This window comes from Alteromonas sp. G4i35 (assembly GCF_054960375.1).
Window position 1 is genome coordinate 55,923 of record NZ_JBHNZD010000019.1, and the last position, 25,230, is coordinate 81,152.

A 25,230-nucleotide genomic window follows, 5' to 3' on the forward strand; every position below is an offset into this window, starting at 1 on the left:
TATTAATCGTTAGAGTAGAAATAATTAATAGATTGTGTATCGTAATATATGATCTTTTTGATATGTGTTTTAAGTAAACACTGTCCGAAGAATAAAAAAACAATTGAAGGAAACACACACAAATGCGAAAAACTCAGCTTAGCTGTGCAATCATCGCTGCACTGGCATCCACCTCTCTGGCTGCGCAAGAATCTAAAGCGCCCGCTAAACTTGAAACCATAGAAGTTACCGCCACGAAAAGAAGTGAATCAATCCAAGATGTCCCTGTCGCAGTCTCTGCGTTAGATGGAAAAGCATTAGAAAACCTCGGTATTGATAACTTCCAAGACTACGTAGAGTTTTTACCGAATGTGGTATTCCAAGGTACAGGTCCAGGGCAAAACGAAATATACATTCGTGGTGCGGCGACCACGCAATCAAGCATTACCCTGTCATCTGTTCAAGCACTTCAGCCCTCAGTGGCTTTCTATCTTGATGAAATGCCTGTTTCTATGGCTGGCCGAAACTTAGATATTTTTGCTACTGACGTTGAGCGTGTAGAGGTTCTACCTGGGCCGCAAGGTACGTTATTTGGTGCGAGTTCTCAGGCAGGTACAGTCCGCCTAATCACAAACAAGCCAGATCACTCTGGATTTGCTGCAGGCTTCGATACCAGTATCTCTACCACAAAAGGCGGAGATATGAGTAACACGGTGGAGGCATATTTCAACGTTACTCCAACTGACAACCTTGCGCTGCGTGTGGCTGCCTACAATGAAAGTCAGGGCGGTTGGATTGACAGCATTGAAAATGAGCCAGGAAATGGTGGTTACATTGGAAGTGCAGTAGTTATTGATCGTATTTCTGGAAATGCATTGCAGAAACAGGGCATCGATCCGGCTGCGATGGATGCACGTCGTGAAATCAATGGTTTTACCCGCAGTGAAGCCGCCGTTGTGTCGCCAAGAAACAGCGAACATGTTGAAGATAACTTTAATGACGCGGTCTACTCAGGGGCGCGATTCGGGTTGTCTTACATTATCAACGAAGATTGGGATGTTCTGGTTCAACACACTCAACAAACACTTGATACTGAAGGTGTGTTTGCCTACGACCCCACAGTGGAAGGCGAAAGCTCGGCAATTCGCTTTCAAAGCGATGAAAACTCCGACGAATTTGGCTTAACCACATGGACCCTAAATGGTCGTTTGGAAAAACTAGATGTGGTGTATACCGGTGGTTACCTTGATCGTGAAATAGACACGCTTACCGATTACACCGGCTACACCAACGGCGGCTTATTTTCCGCGTACTATGTGTGTACGCACTATGAAACGCCAGATAATCCAGATGACGCGCGCTGCCTCGATCCAAGTAAATACTACAAAGAAGACACTACTAGCACTCGCTTAACCCACGAACTACGTTTCAGCACAACGATGGATACACCATGGCAGCTGACGGCGGGTGTGTTTTATGACGAACAGGAAGTAGGCTCAGTAGGCCAGTTTAAAATCGCAAGCCCTGAAATTTTTGAGAACCTTGCAAGTTCATGGAATGCGCTGGCGGGTGACCGTGGAATTAACAGCGATGGTGGCCCTTTCTCTCCTGAAATTAGCTTTGTAAACGACGTTACGCATACTATCGAGCAAATCGCAGTATTTGGTCAGCTAGGCTATGAAATTACTGATACGCTTACTGCTACCATTGGTGCGCGCTGGTATCAAATTGACGATATTTATCGCGGCGCTACATCAACACGCGACGTAACAAGCCGATTAGAAGCCTATGGTCAAGGCGTGCTAGATCCCGCCGTTTATGATGGTTTGGGTCTTGACGGCCAAGGTGTTGTAGATGCTATCCAAGATGGTTCATTGGAAATTGGCTTACTAGACAGTGACGGAGTACTCACGGTTGACGATACCATTTTCAAATTTGGCCTCGACTGGAAAGTAAATGAAAACGTATTGCTTTTTGCGAACTATTCAGAAGGCTTCCGTCCACCAGTAACAAACAGACTAGGCGGTGACGCAGCGGCAAATGACACTGGGGCGTTTGCGGATTTCCGTGTTCCGGTTTACTCAACAACAGATACGCTGGATAACTACGAAATTGGCCTGAAAGGTGACTTCTTAGACGGAATTTTGCGTGTTAATGCTACTGGTTACTATTCAGAAATCAGCGACTTGCAAACGTCGCGTTTCGATCCTGCGAATATTAGTTTCTTAGTCTTTACCGATAATGTTGGTGATGCAGAAGTTAAAGGGATTGATGCAGACATTACGTGGTTAGCAACAGATAACCTAGTCATTAACGCAGCATTTAGCGTACTGGATACTGAACTGGTTAGTATTAACCCTGAACTAGAAGGTATTGCGGCTGGCGTAGGCAGTGAGCTTCCGTACTCTGCTGATTTCTCAGGCAACATTAGCGCACGTTATTTCTTTGAGTTAGACGGCGGTAAAGAAGGGTATGTTAATGCATCACTTACCTACACCGGCGACCGTCTTGCTGGCATGGTGATGAACGCCTATGCCATGGAAGATGCAACTCGATTGATTTATGGCACGGGCTCGGGTCTGAAAATTAAAGATGAGGGTGACGAGTTTAAAGGTGCAACGTACCCAGGTGCAGATGGTGAAACAATTCGCGGTGGCCGCTACATTCAGGAAAGTTACGTGATTGGTAATGTATCTGTGGGGATGACGTATCAAAACTGGAAAGTTGAAGCATTCGTTGACAACGTTTTCGACAAATCAGCAATTTTGAACATTGATACACAGCAGTATACGCCTAAGGTTGTGACTAATCGCCCTCGTACTATAGGTCTTCGCTTCTCTTACGATTACTATTAATAGTCGTTTGTCGTAAACGAAGAAGTAGATTGTACGCAGTGTATTAAACGGCAGGCCTAGGCCTGCCGTTTTCATTACTTATCTTAGAAAAATTCGGTAGTATTAAATACATACCCTTTTGGCTTTCGCCAATTAACACCTGCGCTACCAAGAATTATAACGAAGGCTATGACAACAGAAGATTTTCAACATCAAGTTCGCGCTATTAAGCAAGCGCTTCAACGCGGTCAGTTATCAACTGCGAAATCGTATATTCAAGATTTATTGCCCTTGTCGCTAAATGAGCAGCAAAAAGCAGAAGTACTTTATTTGGCCGCTGTCACTTACAGGCTCTCGAACCAACATAGCGATGCTTTTAAGGCTATCGACACTCTTCTATCTCTTCGCCCAGATTACGGCAGGGGATACCAAGAGCTTGCTTACTGTCATGAAGCTGTGGGAGACCAGCAAAACGCAGCAAGTGCGTTCTTTAAAGCAACGCATTTTAACCCCGCTCTTATAAGCAGTTGGAAAAAGCTGCTCTTAATCTATCAAAATCATCGCGACGCTACCGCTGAACAAATGGCATCAAATCAGATTGCGCATTTGCAGTCTCTTCCTCCGCCAATTCTGGGTGCCTACGACCTTATGTACGAAAAGCAGTTCGCTGCGGCAGAGCAAGTGTGCCGCCAATTTTTGGCTAAACAGAAGCATCACCCTGAAGCTATGATGTTGTTGGCTGAGATTGGTATGCAGTTGAAGGTGTACAGTGATGCAGAATTTTTGTTGGAAAGTTGTGTGGAATTATACCCGGACAACGAGCGAGCGGCGCTAGCTTATCAAAACGTGCTTTCAAAGTTGGGTAAGTTTCCAGAGGCCGTAAACGTTGCGCGACAAAGACTCTCAAAAAGCCCAGACAGTTTTGTTATTAAAACCAGTCTTGCCCATGCGCTTGTTGGTGTAGGGCAATTAGATGAAGCGATAGATATTTACCATGGCGTACTAGAACAAATGCCAGATAGACCTAAAGTTTGGGTGTCGTTGGGTCATGCACTAAAAGCCAAAGGCGATACTGCCGATGCGGTTAACGCTTACGAAAAAGCGGTAGGTTTTGCCCGCGACTATGGCGATGCCTATTGGAGCTTGGCGAATACGAAGACGTATAAGTTTAGTGACAAGATGCTTAAGCAAATGACTGAGCAAGCCAGCAATGATGCAATTAACTTAGACGATAAAATTCATATTTGTTTTGCGCTCGGAAAAGGGTTTGAAGATAACGCTCAGTATGACAAGGCCTTTGCGTATTACCAGCAAGGTAATGCGCTTAAACGCAGTACGCTTCAATTCGATATTGGGAAAACCGAGCAAGCATTAGATGCTCAGCAACAGGCTTTTAGTCAAGACGATTTCAAAAAAACACAGGGTTGCCAAGCGCCAGATCCTATTTTTATTGTCGGCCTTCCACGTGCTGGCTCTACACTGCTTGAGCAAATCCTAGCGTCGCACTCTAATGTCGACGGAACTATGGAGCTGCATGACATTCTGGGTATAGCGTCTTCGCTCAGCCACCAATCTACGCCATATCCGTTTAATGTTTCAGCATTGAGTGAAGAAACACTGGCGAAACTTGGTGAGCAATATATTCAGCAGACCCGTGCATATCGCCAAGGCGCACCGTTATTTATTGACAAAATGCCCAACAATTTCATTCATATTGGGCTTATTAAAAAGATACTGCCTAACGCTAAAATTATTGACGCGCGAAGGGATCCAATGGATTGCTGTTTTAGTGGGTACAAACAACTATTTGGGGAAGGGCAGGAGTTTAGCTACTCGCTAAGTGATATTGGCCGATACTACAATGCGTATGAAAAGTTGATGTCACATTGGCATACGCTGATGCCCGGCGACATATTAACGGTGCAGCACGAAGATGTGCTCGACGATTTAGAAGGGCAGGTCAAGCGTATTCTGGCGTTCTGCGGTTTAGAGTTTGAAGAGGCATGCTTAGCGTTTCATAAAACCAAGCGGATAATCAAAACTCCAAGTTCAGAGCAGGTTCGTCAGCCTATTTACAAAACGGGGATGGGGCAGTGGAAGCCATTTGAATCTAACTTGGAATCGCTGAAGGACGCGCTTAAGACGCAGTAGAAGCGCCTTGCGTTAAATAGCCGTACCTAGCGTGACTCGACTGAACTTGGGCTTTATCCTAAGCCAAGCTTTTGAAACTAGGCGGTTACTTATTTACAGCGTTACAGCATCTTTAAAATAAAACGAGGCACGACTTTTACCGTGCCTCGTGTTTTTTGACACTTAAAGGCGTCAAGTCTGTGCCATTAGAGCCATTCCTAACGCTTATGGCTGATAAGGTAACGAAGATTGGTGAAGGATAATTCTAATTTTACCGTCGTCGCATTGCTTGAAGACAAAGCTCTTGTTCACAAAAATATGGCTGTCGTCTGCACCAATAAAATGTACGTTGCATTGAACAATGGCTAACTCGCCGTTCAATATGAAATCTTCCTTGCTATACCAAACCTTTACCCAAGGCTTAAGCTTGAACCCATTGTCGTTGGGGTAGTCGCTATTGCCACCTACGAAGTAGGAAAGCGCCCCTTCTTTTGTTGGGCGAAATGTTTGAGCACCAAACGTTAAGGTAGGCTTAAATAGCACCTTGCCATTATCGTAATCGTAGTTTTCAGATAAAACCTTTGATGCGAAAGCTTTCACATCGCCACCTTCAGCGTGTACTTTTCCCACCGCAACAACATTGTCGCACCAAGTCTGAAGGGCTGTATGTACCATCTCTTCTGTAAACATGACGCTAACTCCTTTAATTAATGGATATGTTATACTGTATCAATTGTGTTTTAACAATATCGCTAAATCAATGAAATGTAACTGATTATCCGTGATAGATAATTGCTATCAGCGAAAGGTCACGGAGCATGCGATGATGCTAGCCACTAAAGGTACATCTATTGTAAAAGTTTGACGTGAAAAAATCGGCTAGAGTCCCCTTTGACGGGGTAAAAGTCAGAATGGAAAGTGTCGTTAATGAAAGGTATAAAAAAGGCCGCACATAATGATGTGCAGCCACAATAAACTACATTTTACTTAATCTAGCGGTATAGCCACCGCCAGGCGCTAGAGAAATGTTCAACTTTGTCTCGTTTGTCACTTCCAGCGTTTTTGACCGATAGTCTTCAGCCCAACGCTTTGCATTAGGGCCATCTTCAAAGATAACCATCTTCCATTTTCCTTCCTCAAGAAATGATAGATCAAGTGGAAGAGTTCGCGCGTTTTCATCAGTCATAGCACCGACATGCCAAGTAGACTGATGTTTTCTTGCAACCATAACGAAGTCACCTATGCTGCCTTCAAGTGGAATTGTTTCGTCCCACACTGTTGGTACTTTCGCTATGAATGCAGCGCACTCGCTATTTTTTCTATACTGACTGGGCGTATCAGCCATCATTTGTAGTGGGCTCTCAAACACAGTGAACATGGCCATTTGATGAACGCGGGTTGTCTGACTCATAGGTCGCATAAAGCGAATTGTAAAATCCTGATGATTACTGTCTTTACCACTGTAATTTATATTTTCAAAAGCGGCTGGGCCTATCGCATTTGACATCACGCCTGGTGTGTAATCCATAGGGCCTGCTACTTGACGTATGAAAGGTAGGGTCGTGTTGTGCTCAGGTGTACTGTCGTAGCTCCATTTGTTCCATTCAAGGCCTTTTACGCCTTCTCTGGAAATGACATTAGGGTAGGTACGTCTTAGTCCTGCGGGCTTGTATGAGCCATGAAAATCTACCAAAAGTTCTCTTTCGGCCGCTTCCTTAGCAATCTTCCAATAAAACTGAACCATCTCTTGGTCGTCTCTCTGAAAAAAGTCGGGCTTGATACCTACTGCGCCTAGCTGTTGAAACCGGTCCATTGCTTCATCAAATTGATCTCGAAGCGTCAACCAAGACGCCCATAAGATAATGCCTACACCTTTTTCTTTCCCATAACGAATGAGCTCTGGTACGTCAAAGTCTGCTACAGTTCCCATTAAATCACCTAATGGATACCATCCTTCATCAAGGATTACGTATTCAAGGCCATATTCAGCTGCAAAGTCGATATAATGTTTATAAGTAGCAGTGTTCAGACCTGCTTCAAAGTCAACGCCGTGCAAGTTATTCGCGTTAAACCAGTCCCACGCCACTTTGCCAGGTTTTATCCAGCTGGTATCCGCGAGTTTTGAAGGTATTGCCAATTGATACGTTAATTGATTGGTAAGCAAATCTTTGTCTTGTTTTGCGATGGCTAACACCCGCCAAGGATATGTGCGCTTACCGCTACTCTTTGCTATATATTTGGCACGATGGGTTATAGGTTCATTTCGATCTTGCCAAGGGGCTTCTCCGACTGCTTTTTGTGTAGGATAGTGTGCGAAGGTTCCTTTAAGTCCTTTTTCACTACCTATTAACCATAAGCCCGCATAATTTTCCAATGCAGTTTCGGTGATTAACAGCTTACCTGCTTCAGTATCAATTAGCGTTGGCGTACTTGCTAAGTCAGTTGCTTTGATGTCGCTTACTTTTTCCTTTAGGTAGCTTCGTTCATTGTGTGAGTAAAAGCCTTCTTCTTTAGGAAAGTACGTGGTGGAAGGGGCTGGAAAATTAAACTCTGCGAGTTCGTCAATAACAACAATGTCTTGGTTGATGTCTGTCTCGAATCGATAAGCGATGCCGTTGTTGTATGCACGAAATGTTACCGTGTAATTATTTGAAAAAGAAAGGGAGAGTTGGTTATAGCTGTCGAGTATTTTTTGAGACTTTACGCGAACTTCAGGCTCTAAAACTTCATTTACTTGGTGTGATTTTTTGTCAGTTAGCCTTATGCCATCACTCAACGACGGTAAGCTTTCTAATTGCAAATCAATGTTAGAAGGAAGCAGTATACTCTTTCCATCTAATGCAATCTGATAGCTAACCCCTTGGTTAACTTCTATTTCAACAGCAATATTCTTATCGGGCGAAGCGAGTGTAAATGTATGCTCTTCTCCAAAACAAGGGGACGCAATGAACAGCGCCAGAGTTACTAGTCCTGTCCTGATTCTCTTGTTTGCATCAAAATAACCTTCCATAAAACTTCCTCTATATTGAATAAATCACTATTTATTAACGCCATGTTAACACTTGCGGGTAAAACGTTTACATATATGCGAAAATATTCTTAATCGATTAAGTTTTGATTGGTTTGATTATAGAAGGTGTGAACAATTTGTGCTGAATCGCTGAGAAATTAGGAGCTTCCGCTAACTATTATAAGAACTGGTTTTAACCTATACTTCATACAAAATAGACGCATTGCCATAATAATAATGAGATCTCTATTAGCCACCATTTTATTATTCCTAGCGCTTTTTGTATTTCATGCAAATGCCGCGATTAAAGATATTCAGCCTCTTTGCCAGGATAGTGTCGACGAATGTTTATCGAAAATCAGAGCGCAGCAATCTCTATTAGATAAGAACACACCACCATGGTGGGACCTTCAAGTAAGAAGGTTTGATATCTTATTTAACTTTCAACGTTATGATGAGCTTTATGCCCTTCTAAGACCATGGCTTGAGGCTACAAATTTGAAAGGAATGCCAGAGTACAAGCCACTAGTTTCTCTGTTTTTCGGCAAGTGGTTACGTGCCAGCGGCCGAGAGCAGGAAGCAAGAATAGCGTTAACTAAATCTTTGACGGGCTTGAGAGCACAATATGAAAAGATGCCGTCCCCTCAATTAGGTATAAGAATTTTAAATCTTTTGACTGTGCTTGGTAAAACGAAAGAAGCGCAGGACTTTGCTGAGCAACTGGAAGGTGAAAACTATAATGCGCCTGTCTTTTACCATGAGATCTTTGCTGAGCTTGGGCACGCCGCGCTAAAAGAAGGCGATAACGCAAAACATATTGAATATCGAATTAAATCGTTGAATTGGGCGTTGAAGCTACCCGATTATCAACAGCAAGCTATCGCCTACAGCAATTATGCTGTAGCGCTTCGCAACAATAGGAATTATCAGGAGGCAGAGCAGGCTTTCCTGAATGGTTTAGCATGTGCGGAGCAAGCGAAGGATATCGCTCAAATTAACAGTATTAAGTTACGGATAGCGGAAAACGCTACGCTTGGCAACGACCCTGAAAAAGCGAGACGTTGGCTCAAGCAAATATCTGTTGAGGGGCTTCCATCTTTACAGCTATCGCGCTACCGAAAATTGGTAAAAGATAACGCACCGCATTAATCGTTAGGTTCATTTCGATTAGCTACAGGCAAAAAGCACATTGCGGCACGCTTTTTTGTTTTCCAATTGTTAGATTCACTAATACTTACGGCGCTTCAGTCCAGTCTCGGCTAAAATCTTTGCCGAAATTTCTTCAATAGAATATTTAGTGCTGTTCAAAAACGGAATTTTTTCCTTTCTATACAGGTTCTCAACTTCACGAAGCTCCATCCTACATTGTGGTAGCGATGCGTATTTACTGTTTGCGCGTCGCTCTGAACGTATCTGATGTAGTCTATCGGCTTCAATTGTTAGTCCGAAGAGTTTGTTTTTAAATCGTCTTAGGGCAGGAGGCAGTTTCAGCATGTCTCCCATGTCTTCTTCTGTAAAAGGGTAGTTCGCTGCTTTTATTCCGTATTGAAGGGCTAAGTAAAGACTTGTTGGCGTTTTACCCGAGCGTGAAACACCAGTAAGAATGATGTCTGCTTCATCGTAATCTTTTAGATTAGAGCCATCGTCATTAGCCAGTGCGTAGTTTACGGCCTCAATTCTAATATCGTAGGTGGTTTCGTGGATACTGTGTGTACGATGTTTTTCTGGTTTTGAAGGAACACCCAATACTTTTTCCAGTGGCGCTACGAATTGATCGAGAAAATTATAGTTAATGCCCACAGATTTCGAGATTATTTTGCGAATATCTACATTCACAATTGTATAAAAAACGAGCGGCCTTTCTCCGGTGTCTTGAAAACTTTCAGAAATTTGCTGTAAAACTTTGTGAGCTTGTTCCTCAGTTTCAACGAATGGAATGGTGTTGTGATTGAAAGAAACGGGAAACAGGGAAAGCAGGGCGTGGCCGAAGACCTCTGCAGTGATGGCTGTACCATCTGAAATATAAAAAGCTGTGCGCACAACATATCCTTAACATTGGTGTAATTTTATTACAAAAGTAATAAAGGGTTTACATTCTGAATTTCCCCATTCTAAGATGATTTCGTCGAAAAGCTACACGGTTCTTGTGAATGATGGCAAATATCAATAGGTTTGCTGTCAAACGTAATGGACAGCGTTAACAGTGGTTTTCACCACATATCGACTACAATTTGATGAGTTTCAGGTGACAAAAAGCACAAACCTGAAATTAACCTCATACCCTACACATAAAAAAGCTGGAGGCTTGGGCTGTGCAAGAATACGTACTTTGGTATCAAGAACTGGGCATGCATGATGTGGGTCGCGTAGGCGGCAAAAATGCATCATTAGGCGAGATGATTTCAAACCTGGCGAACGCCGGTGTGCAGGTGCCGGGAGGTTTTGCTACCACCGCCGAGGCATTTAATGAGTTTCTAGAGCAAAGTGGCCTAGAAGCGCGCATTCACGAAGTCTTAGACTCGTTAGACGTAGATGACGTAAACGCACTGACCGAAGCGGGTAAGAATATCCGCCAGTGGATCATCGACACACCTTTCCAAGGAAAGCTAGAAGAAGAAATCAAAACTGCGTTTGTCACATTACAGGGTGATGCAGGTGAAGAAGCGTCATTTGCAGTGCGTTCATCAGCCACGGCTGAAGATATGCCTGATGCGTCTTTCGCAGGTCAACAAGAGACTTTCCTAAACGTTAAAGGCTATGAAGCCGTGCTTGTGGCAATTAAGCACGTGTTCGCATCGCTATTTAACGACCGCGCTATTTCATATCGCGTTCACCAAGGATACGACCACAAAGGCGTGGCGCTATCTGCAGGCATACAACGCATGGTGCGTAGTGATATCGCATCATCAGGCGTTATGTTTACTATCGATACAGAGTCTGGCTTTGAAGACGTTGTATTTATTACCAGCTCATTTGGTTTAGGTGAAATGGTGGTGCAGGGTGCGGTTAACCCTGATGAATTCTATGTTCACAAACCAACACTTGATAAAGGCCTGCCTGCTATCGTTCGTCGTAACCTTGGTAGTAAGCTTACTAAAATGGTGTACTCAGATGATGAAGCACACGGTAAGCAAGTGTCTATTGTCGATATTGATGCAGCTGACAGCAAAACCTTCTCGTTGACTGATGACGAAGTAATGGAGCTTGCTAAACAGGCGCAGATCATTGAAAACCACTACAAGCGTCCTATGGACATCGAATGGGCAAAAGATGGCGCAGACGGCAAACTTTACATTGTTCAGGCTCGCCCTGAAACAGTACGTAGCCGTGAAGACTCACAGAGCATCGAACGATTCCAGTTGAAAGGTCAAAGCAACATTGTTTGTGAAGGCCGTGCAATTGGTCACAAAATCGGTGCTGGTGTAGCGAAAGTGCTTGATTCAATTGAAGAGATGGACAAAATCCAGGCGGGTGATGTTCTGGTAACTGACATGACAGACCCTGACTGGGAACCTATCATGAAGAAGGCTTCTGCTATTGTTACCAACCGTGGTGGCCGTACTTGTCACGCGGCAATCATCGCGCGTGAGTTAGGTATTCCAGCGGTTGTGGGTTGTGGTAACGCGACTGACAGTATCAAGAACGGCGACAAAATTACTGTATCTTGTGCTGAAGGTGACACTGGTTTTATCTACGGTGACGAACTAGAGTTCGACGTAGTGACCTCACGCATTGACGCAATGCCTGACCTACCGCTAAAAGTGATGATGAACGTGGGTAACCCTGACCGCGCATTTGATTTTGCTCGCTTGCCAAACGCAGGTGTTGGTCTTGCGCGTCTTGAGTTTATTATCAACCGCATGATTGGTGTGCACCCTAAAGCACTACTTAATTTCGACTGCCAGCCTGAAGAGTTGAAAGAAGAAATTAGCGATATGATTGCAGGCTACGAGTCGCCTACGGAATACTACATCGAGAAATTGGTGGAAGGTATTTCAACCATTGGCGCAGCATTCTCGCCAGAGAAAGTTATTGTTCGTATGTCAGATTTCAAATCGAACGAATACTTCAACTTAGTGGGCGGTTATCAATACGAGCCAGACGAAGAAAACCCAATGTTGGGTTTCCGTGGTGCAAGCCGCTACATCTCTGAAGATTTCCGCGATTGTTTTGCCCTTGAATGTGAAGCCATTAAGCGCGTTCGCAATAAAATGGGCTTGACCAATGTTGAGATCATGATCCCGTTTGTTCGTACATTAGAAGAAGGTCGTCAAGTTATCGAGCTTCTTGAAGAGCAGGGACTTAAGAAAGGTGAAAATGGCCTTCGCGTTATCATGATGTGTGAACTGCCATCAAACGCTTTGCTTGCTGATAAGTTCCTAGACATTTTCGACGGTTTCTCTATTGGGTCTAACGACTTAACGCAGTTAACCCTAGGTCTAGATCGCGACAGCGGTCTTATCGCGCACTTGTTTGATGAACGTGATGAAGCGGTGAAGGCATTGTTGTCAATGGCAATTCAGGCAGCGAAGAAGCGTGGAAAATACGTAGGCATTTGTGGCCAAGGTCCATCAGATCACGAAGACTTCGCCGCGTGGCTGGTACAAGAAGGGATTGATTCGGTATCACTTAACCCTGATACCGTGGTTGAAACCTGGCTTTACCTGGCTGAAAAGCACGGCTAATTACGTAGCTCGGATGTGAAGGCGAGATAGGGTCAGAATTATCTAGTTTTCCATCTAACGTCGTGTTATTTCACGACGTTATCGCTTTGATATTATTGAAAAAGAGACCATAAGGTCTCTTTTTTTTGTTAGGCAACTTAAAGTGATGGCCACTCATCTAGAAGCAAATCTTTGCTCGTGTTTCATTCCTTAAAAAAACTGTGGTTATTTAGCAAAACTATGCATTTTTGCGTGTTGAAAACATGACTTTGTGTAATTAAAGATGTAATATTACAAAGTGACTTTCACTTTGAATCTTTGATTAATAATTAACTTGGTTGAATTCTCATGGCACATAATGACAGCGCAGTTTCAGTAAATACTTCCGAAGAAAACGTTATGCAATCACGCTCTGTGGTAGAGCAGTTGGCGGAAGCGCAAAAAGAAATTAACGAGCTTAAAATGCAGTTAATGTGGATGGAACGCAACTACGAGTAAGAATAACCTATTGGAATAAGGCGGGAATTAACCGTCAAACACTGAAAGTGTTTTCTTTTTAATTGTAAGGTTACAGGTTGATTTACAGTTTGAATAAAAGGAGGTCATGTTGGCCTCCTTTTTTGACTCTAATGGTTGTTTGCTGCTCTTAAGCAATGGCTTAGTTAGTTGGAAATGGCGAATATGCTAATGACTAGGTTTTTTCGCCTTTTTGATGTGCAACAAAACTCAAGACCCTCTTATATTACTTGGTTAAATTATGTCCGGTTGGATTAGTGTGCTATTGTAAATAACGTTTGGCTAGCAGTATGCATGAGGCAGGGAGGGAAACTACGATGGCTTATAAATTTAAGTTTTTTGCACAACCTGTGATCAGTAACATCAGAACGTTCTGTGAAGCTGCGCTGGTTGAATTCACTATTGGTCTGATATGTGCAGTTTTCGCCTATGCAAGTTATGGTGTATTTATTCACCTTTTTGTTGCTTGCGTTGTTATCTCGATAGCGTGTTTTTGCCTAAGTATCTATAACTTATATAGTCTTTTCTATTATTCATAAAGCAATTCGCTTTTTCGCTACTATTGAGACACACCCGAATACAGCATACATCCATAAAAAAAGGGTTAACACTGTGTGTTAACCCTTTTTGATATGATTGCCTGTCTTAAATAGCGTTAGTATTTATTCATCAAACCAGCGATTAAGCCGAATCTATAGAATGCTTACGCTTTAAGCTGGTTACCAATAGGTAGCTGGCGAATACGCTTACCGCATGCAGCAAAAATGGCATTGCACAGCGCTGGCGCATACACGGGGGTTGCAGGTTCACCTACACCTGCTGGCGGCGCATCGCTTTCAATTACTTCAACTTCTACCTCTAGTGGTGAATCGCTCATGCGCGGTACACGGTAGTTGTGGAAGTTACTCTGCTGTACACGCCCTTTATCAAACGTTATACCGTCACTGATAGCTGTTGTGATACCGTAAACCGAGCCGCCTTGGGTTTGGTTTTTAACCGTGTCGGTGTTAACTACAGTACCTGCATCAATAGCTACCCATGATTTAATCACGCTAAGATCGCCAGCGTCAGACACTTCAACTTCAACCACTGTAGCAACGTAAGTTAAGAAGCTACGGTGCGCAGCAATACCCAGTCCGCGGCCTTTAGGCATTTTGCGGCCCCAGCCTGCCATGTCAGATACTTTCTCAATTACATTGCGAAGACGACCTGTATCCAAAGGATAAACCGACTTATCACCCCAATAGTTTTGATATTCAGCTTTTTGATCCGTCACATCAATAATTCTATCAGGACCAATTACTTCCAATAGGTAATCTTTAGCGTCTTTGCCTGCTTTGTGGGCTGCTTCATTAATAAACGACTGTACAGCAAACGCGTGGAAGATGTTCGATACTGAACGCATCCATCCAATACGGGCTTTGGCTGGTGCTTCACCGCGCTCTAACTTCATGTTGGGCGTAAGAATAGGGTTATCCGTAAAGCCCAAATCTAACTCAAAGCTAAAGGGTGCGTTCGCGCCCTCTTGGAACGTAGAGGCAATAGGTGAAAACGCGGTTCTGTGAAGATAAGCGTCAATTTTACCGTTTTCATCAAGTGCAGCTTCAACATGTTGAGCAGAAACCGCGTGATAGAAACCGTGCTGAATATCATCTTCACGTGTCCATTGAACGCGAATTGGCTTGCCCGTTTTCATTGATAGGAATGCTGCTTCCGCTGAAAAGTCAGGCTTAGACTTACGCCCGAAAGCACCACCTAGCATGGTAACGTGAACATTGATTTTTTCTTTGTCCATGCCAACCATAGCGCCCACGGTTTCCATATCAGCCTGCGGATTTTGTGTTGCTGCCCATACGTCAACGCGATCTTTATAGTACATGGCAGTAGCACATGGTGGCTCCATTGGGGCTTGTGCTAAATGCGGCACGTAATAGTCAGCAACCAGTTTGTCGCTGGCTTTTTCTAAAACGCTCAACGCATCGCCTTTTTCTCTAACAAGCGCTTGAGGTGCATTTACTGTGTTAAGCAACTGCTCTTTAAAGTTCGCTGAGTTATAGTCGCCATTTGCGCCATCGTCCCAAGTGACGTCTAACGCTTTGCGGCCTTGCCATGCTGCCCATGTGTTGTTAGCTATAATGGCTAGCCCACCTTTTGGCTGGAACTGAGGCGCACCTTTGGGTGCTGGAATTTCAATTACATCAACAACGCCATTAACCGCTTTTGCTTTATCTGCATTGAAGCTTTTCACCTTACCGCCCACTACAGGTGGGCGTTCGATTATAGCAACAAGTGCTTTTGGCTCGCGCACGTCGGCGGCGAAGGTTGCTTTACCGGTAACGATATCTTGAAGGTCGATATGCGCCATACCGGTATTGATGTAACGCCATTCTTTCCTTTCTTTAAGCTTAAGCTTATCTGCTTCTGGCGGCGTAATGGTTAATGCATCGTCTATTAAGTCTTTATAAGCAAGCGTTTTACCTGAAGTGTGTGTTACCACATGCTGCTCGGCAACACAGGTACTTGGCTCAACACCCCAACGCTTAGCTGCTGCATGTTGCATCATATAACGCACGCTTGCGCCCATTTCTCGAAGACGCTGCATATTGAAGCGGATACTACGCGAGCCATCGGTGTTTTGGTCACCGTATTTGGGGTCGCCTTTGCCTTGAATAACAATGACTTTGTCCCACGCAGCTTCCATCTCGTCAGCTACAATTTGCGCAATGGCGGTTCGGATCTGTTGACCCATTTCGCTGCGGTGACACGTTACTTCAACCATGCCGTCAGGGCGAAGTGCAATGAACAAGTTTGCGCGTTTTGCGTTTTCCGCCGGCTTTGCTAATACGCCAGCCATGGCGCGAGGTGCACCGCCCATAAAATAGGTACCAAGTACCAGTGCGCCTGCCGCTGCTGTCGATTTTAAGAAACTGCGGCGATTCATATCAAAATAGGTATTCTCACTCATGCTTCTTCTCCCGCTTGGGTTGGGTCAAAGTAGCTCACGCCAGCGTTGCTGCTTATTGATTTCGACGCAGACTTAATGGCCTTGTGAATGCGAGGGTACGTGCCGCAACGACAGATGTTGCCCGACATATTCTGAACAATTTCTTCGTCACTTGGCGTTGGGTTGGTTGATAATAGACTGGCAGCTTGCATGATTTGCCCACATTGGCAGAAACCACATTGTGGTACTTTGTGTTCTACCCACGCTTTTTGGACAGGGTGATCGCCATTTTCGCTTAGCCCTTCAATAGTGGTAATTTTTCTGCCTTGAACGGCTGACACAGGCAATACGCAAGAGCGTTGTGCCATGCCATCAATGTGAACAGTACAAGCGCCACATTGCGCCATACCACAGCCAAACTTAGGTCCTGTAAGATTTAATTCGTCACGAAGGTACCACAACACTGGTGTTGATGGGTCACCAGAAAATTCGTGTTTGTTACCATTAACGGTAAACGTGATCATGGTCTTGTCTCCATAGGTAAGCGAAAGATATGACTTGGACCAGATTGTTTAAACCTGGCCTACCCAAGCAGCGCAATGCGGGGTCAACGCATTACACAAAATCATATCGATACGGTTACATTGCCTGATGATACGAACTATCTAAGATGCTGAGCATGCTCAGATAATTGCCACTATTATTATTGTTAAAGGCTTCGCAATTTATACTTTAGATTACGTTAACACGCATTGCATCATTACGCATTTACATAAGTTTAAATGCTAACACTTTGCGACAAAGTGGTGAGAGATGAAGAGGGGGGCGAAACGCACTATGCGCTATGGCGTGCTCAACTTTCTAAAAGCACACCTGTTAGAACAAAAACAATTAACGCAGCTTTCGCATAAGAAGAAAACGATCAATTCTACGTGCACCACTCGTCATTGTTTTTTGGCTGTATTTGAGCCAGCTTCGCGCTTTTGGCCAGTCGTAACTTAAGAGCACTAAACCGCCTACCACTAACAAGATAGAGCCCGGAAGTAATGTTAGAACAATACCGCCGATAAACAAGATTGCTCCAAGGGTAAGTCTTACTATTCGCATGTATAAACACTCGGCTTGGTGAAGTTTTCATCTCACAGTTTCGCTCAAAGAAGCACATTTGCCAATATGAAAAATGTAAATGTTTGTGCTCGATCTTTGAATAACTGGGTGTTGGGTATTCTTAAAGATTGTCGAATAAGTAAGCGGTTAACACCTTCGGTGGGCACAATGCCCTAATTGCGGTGGAAAGCAGGGATGAAATAAAGTACAAAGATAAAAAAGGCGTAAGCTACGAAATAGTGGCAAAACTGCCTAGAAGGTAACTGAGACATGGGTATCAAGTAGCAGTACTAGTAAGAACAGATAACGATAATAACGAGAGTAAAAATGGCAGAACAACCAGAAAACCAACCAATCAGTGATGAAGAACGCGCAACGTGGGTACGAGAACAGTTTCAAAAGGCAAACAAATTTTTAGCGGAAAATGGCGTGTTGTTTGATTCTGTTATTACCGAAGAAAGTCGTTATTTAATGCCGTACCTTGCAGTTTGGAAAATTAGAGCAATGGACAGTAAACGCTATTGGGTTATTAGTGGTGATTTACCTTCTGATTACACATCTGTCGATAACGCCAAAGACGCCAAGGACGTACTGCGTCACTTTGCTATGCATTGGCAGTTGAAAGCAGAAAACCTCATTAATGCAGAGGGCGCAGACGATACTCAAAAGGCGTTTGGTGCTTTACTAATTAATCGTGCTGAAAGCTTGTTTGCCATGCAGAACGCGCCAGATCTTTGGAACTAATTCCAGGCAATAGTCTGTATTAGTGAGACGTTTTGTAGATACATAGCTTAATGAATTTGAGTCACGTCCGGAAGAGGAAATCGCTCTGCCGGACATTTTAGGCGCTGTCTTGGAACGCCTGCGTCCATAAATACTTGCCCGTCGGGAATAAAACCAATGGATTGGTGATAGGACACGCTTTCTAAATTGCAGACTACTTTGATAATGGGGACGTTGTTTTGCTTTGCCGTGTTAATCAGCGCTTCAAACAAAGCGCGATAAACAGGCAATGTTCTGTGGCAGCGCTTAACAGCAATTCGGCCTAGTTCGCCTCGTTTGGTTAAGCGCCCAGTGGCAATGGGTTCGTTTTCATCATTGACGATAAGCACATGGCACGCTGAGCTGTCGTGTTCGTCGAACTCGCTTGCCTCGGGGACGCGCCACTCTAAAACAAATACATGTTCCCTTAGTGCTTTCAGTCGATGTTTATCCTTTTCCCAATCGACGTTTTGTATCGTAAACGCCATACTTACCTGTTAACCTTCGAACCATTCCCAGTAACCATTATTGATAAGTGTAGTTAAGGTTTCTAAAAATGTAAAAGAAGGCGCGTCTTGGCAACACGTTGCGTTCAAAACGCCTCCTGATGCCAGCACTTCAAACCATTCTTGGTCACTTTTACCAAATTCGAACTGACTGCCATTTACAAAGAGCGCGCGAGGAAGACCACGCTTACCGTCACATAGTAATGCACGCACACCCGGTGCAGGAACAAAGCTAATGCCTGCGGCAAACTCATTTGAAATTTGCTCTAGCGATACTTCGTCTTCTAGCGGATATTCAGGAATGCCTTGTTCACTCATGGCTTCTAGAAGTGCCAAAGTAAAGTCTTCACCGTTTATCGCATCTATGAGCTGCTGCTTAAGAATGGCAACATCGCTTGGATTTACCCAAGCACGATTACTTTGCATAGAGCGGCTTGCATCGGTAAAGCGATAATTATGTGCGCCTTTATCCAACATCATCGCCAGGCTTTCCGCTAGTTGCAGATTGTCCGGAGCACGATAACCCACAGAGTAGGTGAGGCTATCTTCAATTGTCGCTCCATCATGAGGCCAGCCCGGTGGTACGTACACCACATCGCCAGGCTCAACCACAACATCTATAACAGGGTCGAAGCCTTCAATTTGTCTTAACTTTGGATGTGGAAAAACTTCTTTATAGTCCGCCGGCTTGCCCACACGCCAGCGTCTTCGGCCCTTACCTTGAACTAAAAATACATCATATTGGTCGATGTGAGCACCAACGCCTGCACCATTGGTGGCGAAGCTCACCATCAGGTCGTCCAATCGCCAATTAGGGATAAAAGAAAAGGGATCTAGTAGAGGGGTTACGTCGGGCACATATTTATCTACGCCTTGAACTAGTAATGTCCATTTGCCCTGACATGCTTTGTCAAAATTGGTAATTGGCCCTTGTTCAACATGCCAGGTGCCTTTCACGTTGCTGATAATACGTGCATCCACTTCCGACTCTTGTGCTAGACCGGCAAGATCGTTCTCATCGATAGGATCTACAAAGTTGTCAAAGAAGTGTTTGATGACTACCGGCTTTTGCTGCCAGTAGTTTTTTAGAAAGGTTTCTGCATTAAAGCCGTTTCCAGATTGTGCATCAATAATGTACGAATTGTCGTTAGTGGGCATAGTGTCTCTTATAGTAAGCCAATTAAATGGGTTTAATCTGTTGATTTAAGTATTGTGCGTGGCGTTACAAATATTCGGTAAGCGTTAGCACTTTGTCAAAAGCGAGGTTGAAGCTTATGGGCGGCATTATCGATTATTGAAACGTTTATTGCTACCTTGCATTTGCTTCACCTGATTCAGTAGGGAGAGCCGAATTCATAACGGTTCGCATAGATAATTACCCACTCAGCGAAACTTAACATGTTCGTACTCGCGGCGAGTTACTGCAGGTGTAATTCATCTAACTTAGAAATCACGTGCTTTTTAGCTCAATGTTTACATGACATGGGTGGTTATCAGATGCGCTAGACAGGAGTTAGCAAACGTATGCGCTCATTAGCATTGTTTTCGTGTGCAGCTGTTTTGGTAGGAATGTGGTTTCTTTGCGATTTTCGCCACACATTTTTGACTCACTGAGTTTCCGCTTGTCGTGTTCACGCGTTGAAAGCTCAGTGTTAGCGTTTATATTTGAACCACAAGTGAAGTACGTATTAAAGGAACAAGGGTTATTCGCACTCGCGCTAGAGCGATGAATAATCTGTCGTTTAACCAGGCTGTAAGACTTCTCACAAATAGCAATTGTATTAGGTGCTGTGTATTGCTCTAACATTGCAGCCCTATTTACCGTAGTCCCCCAAATATCAAAGCCTGCAAGCGGGCGAGAAGATTGGCCGGCAAGTAAAGAGCCTGTCGCAATGCCAACTCGCAGTTGGCTTGAAGATGAAGCTAAAAGGTCGTTGCTATTTACAAGCTCGCGAGCGCGAAATGCGAATTCGATGGCGTTCACCAGAGCGTTCAAAAGCGAGTGTGTTGTACTACTGTGTTCGCCGCTAAAACCAACCGCAATATATTGATCACCGTTTGTTTTTAATGGCGAAAGGTGTAAATCAGCGGCAAGCACATCGAATTCAGAAAACAGGCTATCTACAAGTCTGGCGCATGTAATGTCGCCATATTCAACTGAGAGTTGTTGGAAGCCTGATAGGTCACAAAAAATGACGACGGCATTTTTTATACAGCTTTTTAAATTCGCGGCACTACTTTTGGTTTCCAGCGTTGTACTTAACACCTTCGAAACCGTGGGGGAAAGTACAACACAGTGTTTTTCCTGCAATGAGAAAGGAGTGTGGTTCGTGTTGCGTAAATCCATTTGCTTGCTCCCACGCGTAGGTGAAAATTCAATGTAGAGAAATTTAGGAATAAAAAAACGCGGCACTAATGACCGCGTTTTTCAGTGTAGTAGAAAGCGTAAGGGCTTATAACTGATCTACAAGCCTGATTGCATCACCAATGTATGTAGCAGGCGTTAATGCCTTAAGCTCTGCTTTGGCCGCTTCTGGCATATCTAGGTTATCAATAAACTCAGCAATGACCTCAGCGTTTACTTTCTTACCACGGGTCAGCTCTTTTAGCTTCTCGTATGGCTTTTCAATACCGTAACGACGCATAACAGTTTGAATAGGCTCTGCAAGCAGTTCCCAATTATTGTTTAGCTCGTTAAGTAAGCTTTGCTCATTAACTTCTAACTTGCTAATACCTTTCAAAGTAGCCTGATACGCAATAACCGCATAACCTACACCTACGCCGAGGTTACGTAATACGGTTGAGTCGGTAAGGTCACGTTGCCAGCGAGAGATAGGAAGCTTAGCTGCTAAATGGTCAAAAATAGCGTTCGCCAGACCTAAGTTACCTTCTGAATTTTCGAAATCGATAGGGTTAACTTTGTGTGGCATGGTAGAAGAGCCGATTTCGCCAGCTACCGTTTTTTGCTTGAAGTGACCCAGTGCAATGTAACCCCAAACGTCACGATCGAAATCGATAAGAATGGTGTTAAAGCGCGCAATGGCATCAAACATTTCTGCAATATAGTCATGCGGCTCTATTTGCGTAGTGAACGGGTTCCAGGTTAGACCTAGTGAGGTTACAAACTTCTCTGAAACTTCGTGCCAATCTACACCTTTATACGCTGACAAGTGTGCGTTGTAGTTGCCCACAGCACCGTTAATCTTGCCAAGTAACTCAACACCTGCGATTTGGCTACGCTGACGCTTTAGGCGAATAGCCACGTTTGCCATTTCTTTACCCATGGTGGTAGGTGAAGCAGGCTGACCGTGAGTACGTGCCATCATAGGTACGTTCTGGTAGCGCTTAGCAAGCTCTACTAGCGCTTCAATTAATTTGTCACAATAAGGGAGAATAACGGTCTCGCGGGCTTCGCGAAGCATTAAGCCGTGTGAAAGGTTGTTGATGTCTTCAGACGTACACGCAAAGTGGATAAACTCATTTACCGCTGAAAGCTCACTATTGTCGGCAACCTTCTCTTTAAGAAAGTATTCAACCGCTTTCACATCGTGGTTTGTTGTGCGCTCGATTTCTTTGATGCGCATGGCATCTTCAACACTAAATTCAGCTACTATTTTGTCTAGTAGTGCATTTGACGTGTCTGTAAAAGCAGGAACTTCTTCAATTTGTGGGTTAGTAGACAGCATTTGTAACCAACGTACTTCTACTTCTACACGGTATTTTAATAAGCCGTACTCACTGAAAATACTGCGTAATTCTACGCTTTTGCCAGCATATCGACCATCGACAGGGGAAATTGCAGTTAACTGACTCAGTTCCACCTTAAGCTCCTCACTAGTTTATTAATCGTAGTGCTTTAACAGCACTGTTAAGAATGTGTTTGCGTTTAAATAAAATGTTTCTTCGTTTTCCACCCATCTGACGCCACATTACTGCAGCCCTAACACCTGCAAGCAAAAGCGCACGCACTTTATGCTGAGTAGCAGGTTGGCTTAAATAATCTGGGTTACCAGCTACCTGAATACGCGGTGCTAGCGGACTGATGATATCGCTGTAAATGCTCGCTAAAGAGGAGACTATTTGTGGGTTTTGGAAATCGATGTGAGCAAGCTGGCGCTGAACATGGGAAATACGTTCGCCCAGTTCCTGCATTGCTTTAGGCTTTCTCGCTAGCTTTCTTTCAAGGCCTAGAATACTAGCTATATAGCGGGTTAATTCCGTATCTTTTGTTGCTTGTTTGTCAGATAGCTGTGCTGCGAGTGTGGTGTAACCGGTTTTTAAGTTGGCGAGCTGGCCGAAGACCTGTTGAGGTGTTTCTGGGTCAGTAACCAGTATGCTCGATAAGCTGGCCTCTATAGCCTCGTTATCGGCGGAACCTCGTCTGGCAAGCTGCTGAACCAGTGCAGCAGCTTGACATACACCAGCAAGAGCTAGGTTATTTTCTATGTCGGTATCTAACATCAGCGAATATAACTCTCAATAATACCGCCGCCAAGGCAAACTTCGTCACTATAGAACACCGCTGACTGCCCCGGCGTTACCGCCTTCTGCGGCTCATCAAACATCACTTCAATGGTGTCGTCTTGAGTTGGCGTTATTGTACATGGGATATCGGCCTGACGATAACGGGTTTTAACTACCGCGCGCACAGGCTCTGTAATCGTTTTTCTATCCACCCAGTGTAGCTGCTTTGCTACCAAGCCTTTCGAGTATAGGCGAGGGTGGTCGGCACCTTGGCCCACAATAAGTACGTTGCGTGCAACATCTTTATCTACCACATACCAAGGGTCGTCACCGTATTTGGCTAATCCACCAATGTGTAAGCCTTTACGTTGACCTAGCGTGTGGTACATCAAGCCTTCGTGTTGGCCAATTTCTTCGCCTTCTGCTGTTTCAATAACGCCAGGCTGAGCTGGAAGATAACGTGCTAGGAAGTCTTTGAATTTGCGTTCACCAATAAAGCAAATCCCGGTAGAGTCTTTCTTATCATGAGTGATAAGACCTTGCTCCTCGGCAATTTTGCGAACTAATGGCTTTTCGATGTCACCCACAGGGAAGAGCGTTTTAGCAACGTGCTCTTCGCCTAATGTGTAAAGAAAGTAGCTCTGGTCTTTGTTGTTATCAAGACCGCGTAGCATTTGCCATTTACCGTCAACTTCTCGGCGACGAACATAGTGACCAGTAGCAATGTAGTCAGCGCCAAGGTCTTCTGCTGCAAATTCAAGAAACGCTTTAAACTTAATTTCTTTGTTGCACATAATATCTGGGTTTGGCGTACGGCCCGCTTTGTATTCCTCTAAGAAATACTCAAACACGTTATCCCAGTATTCTGCTGCAAAGTTAATGGTGTGCAGTTCAATGCCAAGTTTGTCAGCAACCGCTTGTGCATCTTTTAAATCTTCCGCTGCGGCACAGTATTCATCGTTGTCGTCTTCTTCCCAGTTTTTCATGAAAAGACCTTCAACCTGATAACCCTGTTGTTGGAGTAGGTAGGCTGAAACAGACGAATCGACACCGCCGGACATTCCGACGATCACTTTTTTGCTGGCGTTAGATTCAATATCACTCACTATGGATTGCACACTCATTTGATTAATAAAAAAGAAACCGTATTTGTTAAATCAGTCACCAATTAACATGTTGATAAATATGCTAAGGCGCTTACCCACTCAGTGGGCTATACCACTAATCAGCCACTTACAAATCGGTCCGTTTTCGAGGTCGCGGATTTTATCAGATTCCGATAGCTAATTCACATTTAATCCTTATCTGATTAAGTAATTAAATATGTGCCAAGCGGCCGTTGGCCTTTGCTGTAAAAAATTGTCTATATGCAAAGATGAACAGCAACCTTTAACAGCGCTAAAAATCCGTGATGTTTCGGTGCCTCTTTTAGTGTGGTCAAGGAAGGTGATTTCAAGTATTAGAAATTGAATTGCCTTTAAAAGTGAACGTAGCTGCCATTATCAATACCATCAATGGTCCAATTACCCACGCGATATCTGATGAGCCGAAGGGTGGGGTAGCCGACGTGCGCTGTCATACGTCGCACTTGTCTGTTTCTGCCTTCTGTAATGGTAATTTCTACCCAGCTAGTAGGGATCGACTGTCTAAAACGTACGGGCGGATTCCGCGGCCACACGCCAGGTGCTTCCATGGCTTTTACTTTCGCGGGGCGAGTCATTCCATCTTTTAATTCTACACCGTCACGCAGCGCCTGCATTGCTTTTTCGTCCATAATACCTTCAACTTGCACCCAATAGGTTTTGCTGGTTTTAGCTTTTGGGTTAGCAAGTTTATGCTGAAGCTTTCCGTCATTGGTGAGTACGAGAAGACCTTCCGAATCTCTGTCGAGTCGTCCTGCGGCATACACACCGGGAACATCAATATAGTCCTTTAGGGTTTCTCTACCGTCTGCATCAGTAAATTGAGAAAGAACTTGAAAGGGCTTATTAAAAAGCACCACTTTAGCGTTTGAAGACATATTACTTCCGCTTGTTTAAATTCAAAATTTCGGGGGGGATTTTACGACAAATGACGATGCTTCGCATGGGAAAATCAACCGCAAATAGTGGTTTGCTCAATGAAGTTTGTCGATAAATTCGGTGATCTTATGAGTTAAGACAATGGTATGACTTGTAACTCAAACTTTCGACCCTATACTAATGGTCGCTCCCATTTTTATAAGAGAGCGCATCTGCATAATTATTAGACAGTTTTAGCAGTGATAAGCGGGCTTGCTTATACATCGTATCTCGAAATTGCGTACGACTAGGTA

At 44.1% G+C, this 25,230-nt stretch carries 19 protein-coding genes; 6 read left to right on the forward strand and 13 right to left on the reverse strand.

What is annotated here, in order from left to right; genetic code table 11:
* Positions 1-122 precede the first annotated feature (122 nt).
* Positions 123-2,834, forward strand: coding sequence for a TonB-dependent receptor (locus ACFI6L_RS13475; protein WP_462574193.1), 2,712 nt, complete (start codon positions 123-125; stop codon positions 2,832-2,834).
* 168 nt (positions 2,835-3,002) lie between these two features.
* The gene (locus tag ACFI6L_RS13480) at positions 3,003-4,964 is read left to right on the forward strand and encodes a tetratricopeptide repeat-containing sulfotransferase family protein (RefSeq protein ID WP_342317576.1); all 1,962 of its coding nucleotides are present in this window, start codon (positions 3,003-3,005) and stop codon (positions 4,962-4,964) included.
* A 204-nt stretch (positions 4,965-5,168) separates the two neighbouring features.
* Here ACFI6L_RS13480 and ACFI6L_RS13485 read toward each other — a convergent pair whose 3' ends face one another.
* Positions 5,169-5,633 carry a hypothetical protein gene (locus tag ACFI6L_RS13485; protein WP_014949313.1) on the reverse strand — a complete coding sequence of 155 codons (465 nt, stop codon included), beginning with the start codon at positions 5,631-5,633 and terminating at the stop codon, positions 5,169-5,171.
* A gap of 286 nt (positions 5,634-5,919) precedes the next feature.
* Positions 5,920-7,953 (reverse strand): glycoside hydrolase family 97 protein, encoded by a 2,034-nt coding sequence (locus tag ACFI6L_RS13490; RefSeq protein WP_462574195.1) that lies wholly within the window; start codon positions 7,951-7,953, stop codon positions 5,920-5,922.
* A 237-nt stretch (positions 7,954-8,190) separates the two neighbouring features.
* Between ACFI6L_RS13490 and ACFI6L_RS13495 the strand changes: the two genes are divergently transcribed.
* Complete coding sequence (locus tag ACFI6L_RS13495; RefSeq protein ID WP_039229490.1) at positions 8,191-9,102, forward strand: hypothetical protein; 912 nt, start codon at positions 8,191-8,193, stop codon at positions 9,100-9,102.
* A 78-nt stretch (positions 9,103-9,180) separates the two neighbouring features.
* Here the strand turns inward: ACFI6L_RS13495 and ppsR are convergent, their stop codons facing one another.
* On the reverse strand, positions 9,181-9,993 hold the full coding sequence (gene ppsR / locus ACFI6L_RS13500; RefSeq protein ID WP_014949315.1) for a posphoenolpyruvate synthetase regulatory kinase/phosphorylase PpsR: 813 nt from the start codon (positions 9,991-9,993) through the stop codon (positions 9,181-9,183).
* A 272-nt stretch (positions 9,994-10,265) separates the two neighbouring features.
* On the opposite strand from ppsR, the gene ppsA reads away from it, so the two are divergent.
* Together ppsA and ACFI6L_RS13510 are read left to right on the forward strand one after the other, a co-directional pair.
* Entirely contained in the window at positions 10,266-12,638 is a 2,373-nt protein-coding gene (ppsA, locus tag ACFI6L_RS13505; protein WP_462574196.1) for a phosphoenolpyruvate synthase, read from the forward strand.
* Positions 12,639-12,965: 327 nt separating this feature from the next.
* The gene (locus ACFI6L_RS13510) at positions 12,966-13,115 is read left to right on the forward strand and encodes a hypothetical protein (protein ID WP_155279892.1); all 150 of its coding nucleotides are present in this window, start codon (positions 12,966-12,968) and stop codon (positions 13,113-13,115) included.
* Positions 13,116-13,836: 721 nt separating this feature from the next.
* Here the strand turns inward: ACFI6L_RS13510 and ACFI6L_RS13515 are convergent.
* From ACFI6L_RS13515 to ACFI6L_RS13525, 3 genes are all read right to left on the reverse strand, one after another.
* Positions 13,837-16,098, reverse strand: coding sequence for a molybdopterin cofactor-binding domain-containing protein (locus ACFI6L_RS13515; protein ID WP_101564447.1), 2,262 nt, complete (start codon positions 16,096-16,098; stop codon positions 13,837-13,839).
* Positions 16,095-16,601, reverse strand: coding sequence for a (2Fe-2S)-binding protein (locus ACFI6L_RS13520; protein WP_014976393.1), 507 nt, complete (start codon positions 16,599-16,601; stop codon positions 16,095-16,097). Before ACFI6L_RS13520 ends, ACFI6L_RS13515 begins: the two co-directional genes overlap by 4 nt.
* Positions 16,602-16,968: 367 nt before the next feature.
* Positions 16,969-17,184 (reverse strand): PGPGW domain-containing protein, encoded by a 216-nt coding sequence (locus tag ACFI6L_RS13525; protein WP_014976394.1) that lies wholly within the window; start codon positions 17,182-17,184, stop codon positions 16,969-16,971.
* Positions 17,185-17,511: 327 nt separating this feature from the next.
* On the opposite strand from ACFI6L_RS13525, the gene ACFI6L_RS13530 reads away from it, so the two are divergent.
* Positions 17,512-17,928 (forward strand): DUF4826 family protein, encoded by a 417-nt coding sequence (locus tag ACFI6L_RS13530; protein WP_014949321.1) that lies wholly within the window; start codon positions 17,512-17,514, stop codon positions 17,926-17,928.
* Between the two features lie 47 nt (positions 17,929-17,975).
* On the opposite strand, the gene ACFI6L_RS13535 is transcribed toward ACFI6L_RS13530, so the two are convergent.
* The 7 genes from ACFI6L_RS13535 to ACFI6L_RS13565 all read right to left on the reverse strand — a co-directional run bounded on the left by ACFI6L_RS13535 (position 17,976) and on the right by ACFI6L_RS13565 (position 24,936).
* Positions 17,976-18,434: a GNAT family N-acetyltransferase gene (locus ACFI6L_RS13535; protein WP_462574197.1), complete on the reverse strand. Its 459-nt coding sequence runs from the start codon at positions 18,432-18,434 to the stop codon at positions 17,976-17,978.
* A gap of 9 nt (positions 18,435-18,443) precedes the next feature.
* Positions 18,444-19,610 carry a JmjC domain-containing protein gene (locus ACFI6L_RS13540; protein ID WP_462574199.1) on the reverse strand — a complete coding sequence of 389 codons (1,167 nt, stop codon included), beginning with the start codon at positions 19,608-19,610 and terminating at the stop codon, positions 18,444-18,446.
* A gap of 355 nt (positions 19,611-19,965) precedes the next feature.
* Positions 19,966-20,799 (reverse strand): adenylate/guanylate cyclase domain-containing protein, encoded by an 834-nt coding sequence (locus ACFI6L_RS13545; protein WP_462574200.1) that lies wholly within the window; start codon positions 20,797-20,799, stop codon positions 19,966-19,968.
* 106 nt (positions 20,800-20,905) lie between these two features.
* Complete coding sequence (gene purB, locus ACFI6L_RS13550; protein WP_462574201.1) at positions 20,906-22,273, reverse strand: adenylosuccinate lyase; 1,368 nt, start codon at positions 22,271-22,273, stop codon at positions 20,906-20,908.
* Between the two features lie 13 nt (positions 22,274-22,286).
* Positions 22,287-22,913 carry a high frequency lysogenization protein HflD gene (hflD, locus tag ACFI6L_RS13555; protein WP_014949326.1) on the reverse strand — a complete coding sequence of 209 codons (627 nt, stop codon included), beginning with the start codon at positions 22,911-22,913 and terminating at the stop codon, positions 22,287-22,289.
* Positions 22,913-24,040 carry a tRNA 2-thiouridine(34) synthase MnmA gene (gene mnmA, locus ACFI6L_RS13560; protein WP_044556785.1) on the reverse strand — a complete coding sequence of 376 codons (1,128 nt, stop codon included), beginning with the start codon at positions 24,038-24,040 and terminating at the stop codon, positions 22,913-22,915. The genes hflD and mnmA overlap by 1 nt, the downstream gene beginning before the upstream one ends.
* Positions 24,041-24,393: 353 nt before the next feature.
* Positions 24,394-24,936: an rRNA large subunit pseudouridine synthase E gene (locus ACFI6L_RS13565; protein WP_049586714.1), complete on the reverse strand. Its 543-nt coding sequence runs from the start codon at positions 24,934-24,936 to the stop codon at positions 24,394-24,396.
* Positions 24,937-25,230: the final 294 nt, after the last annotated feature.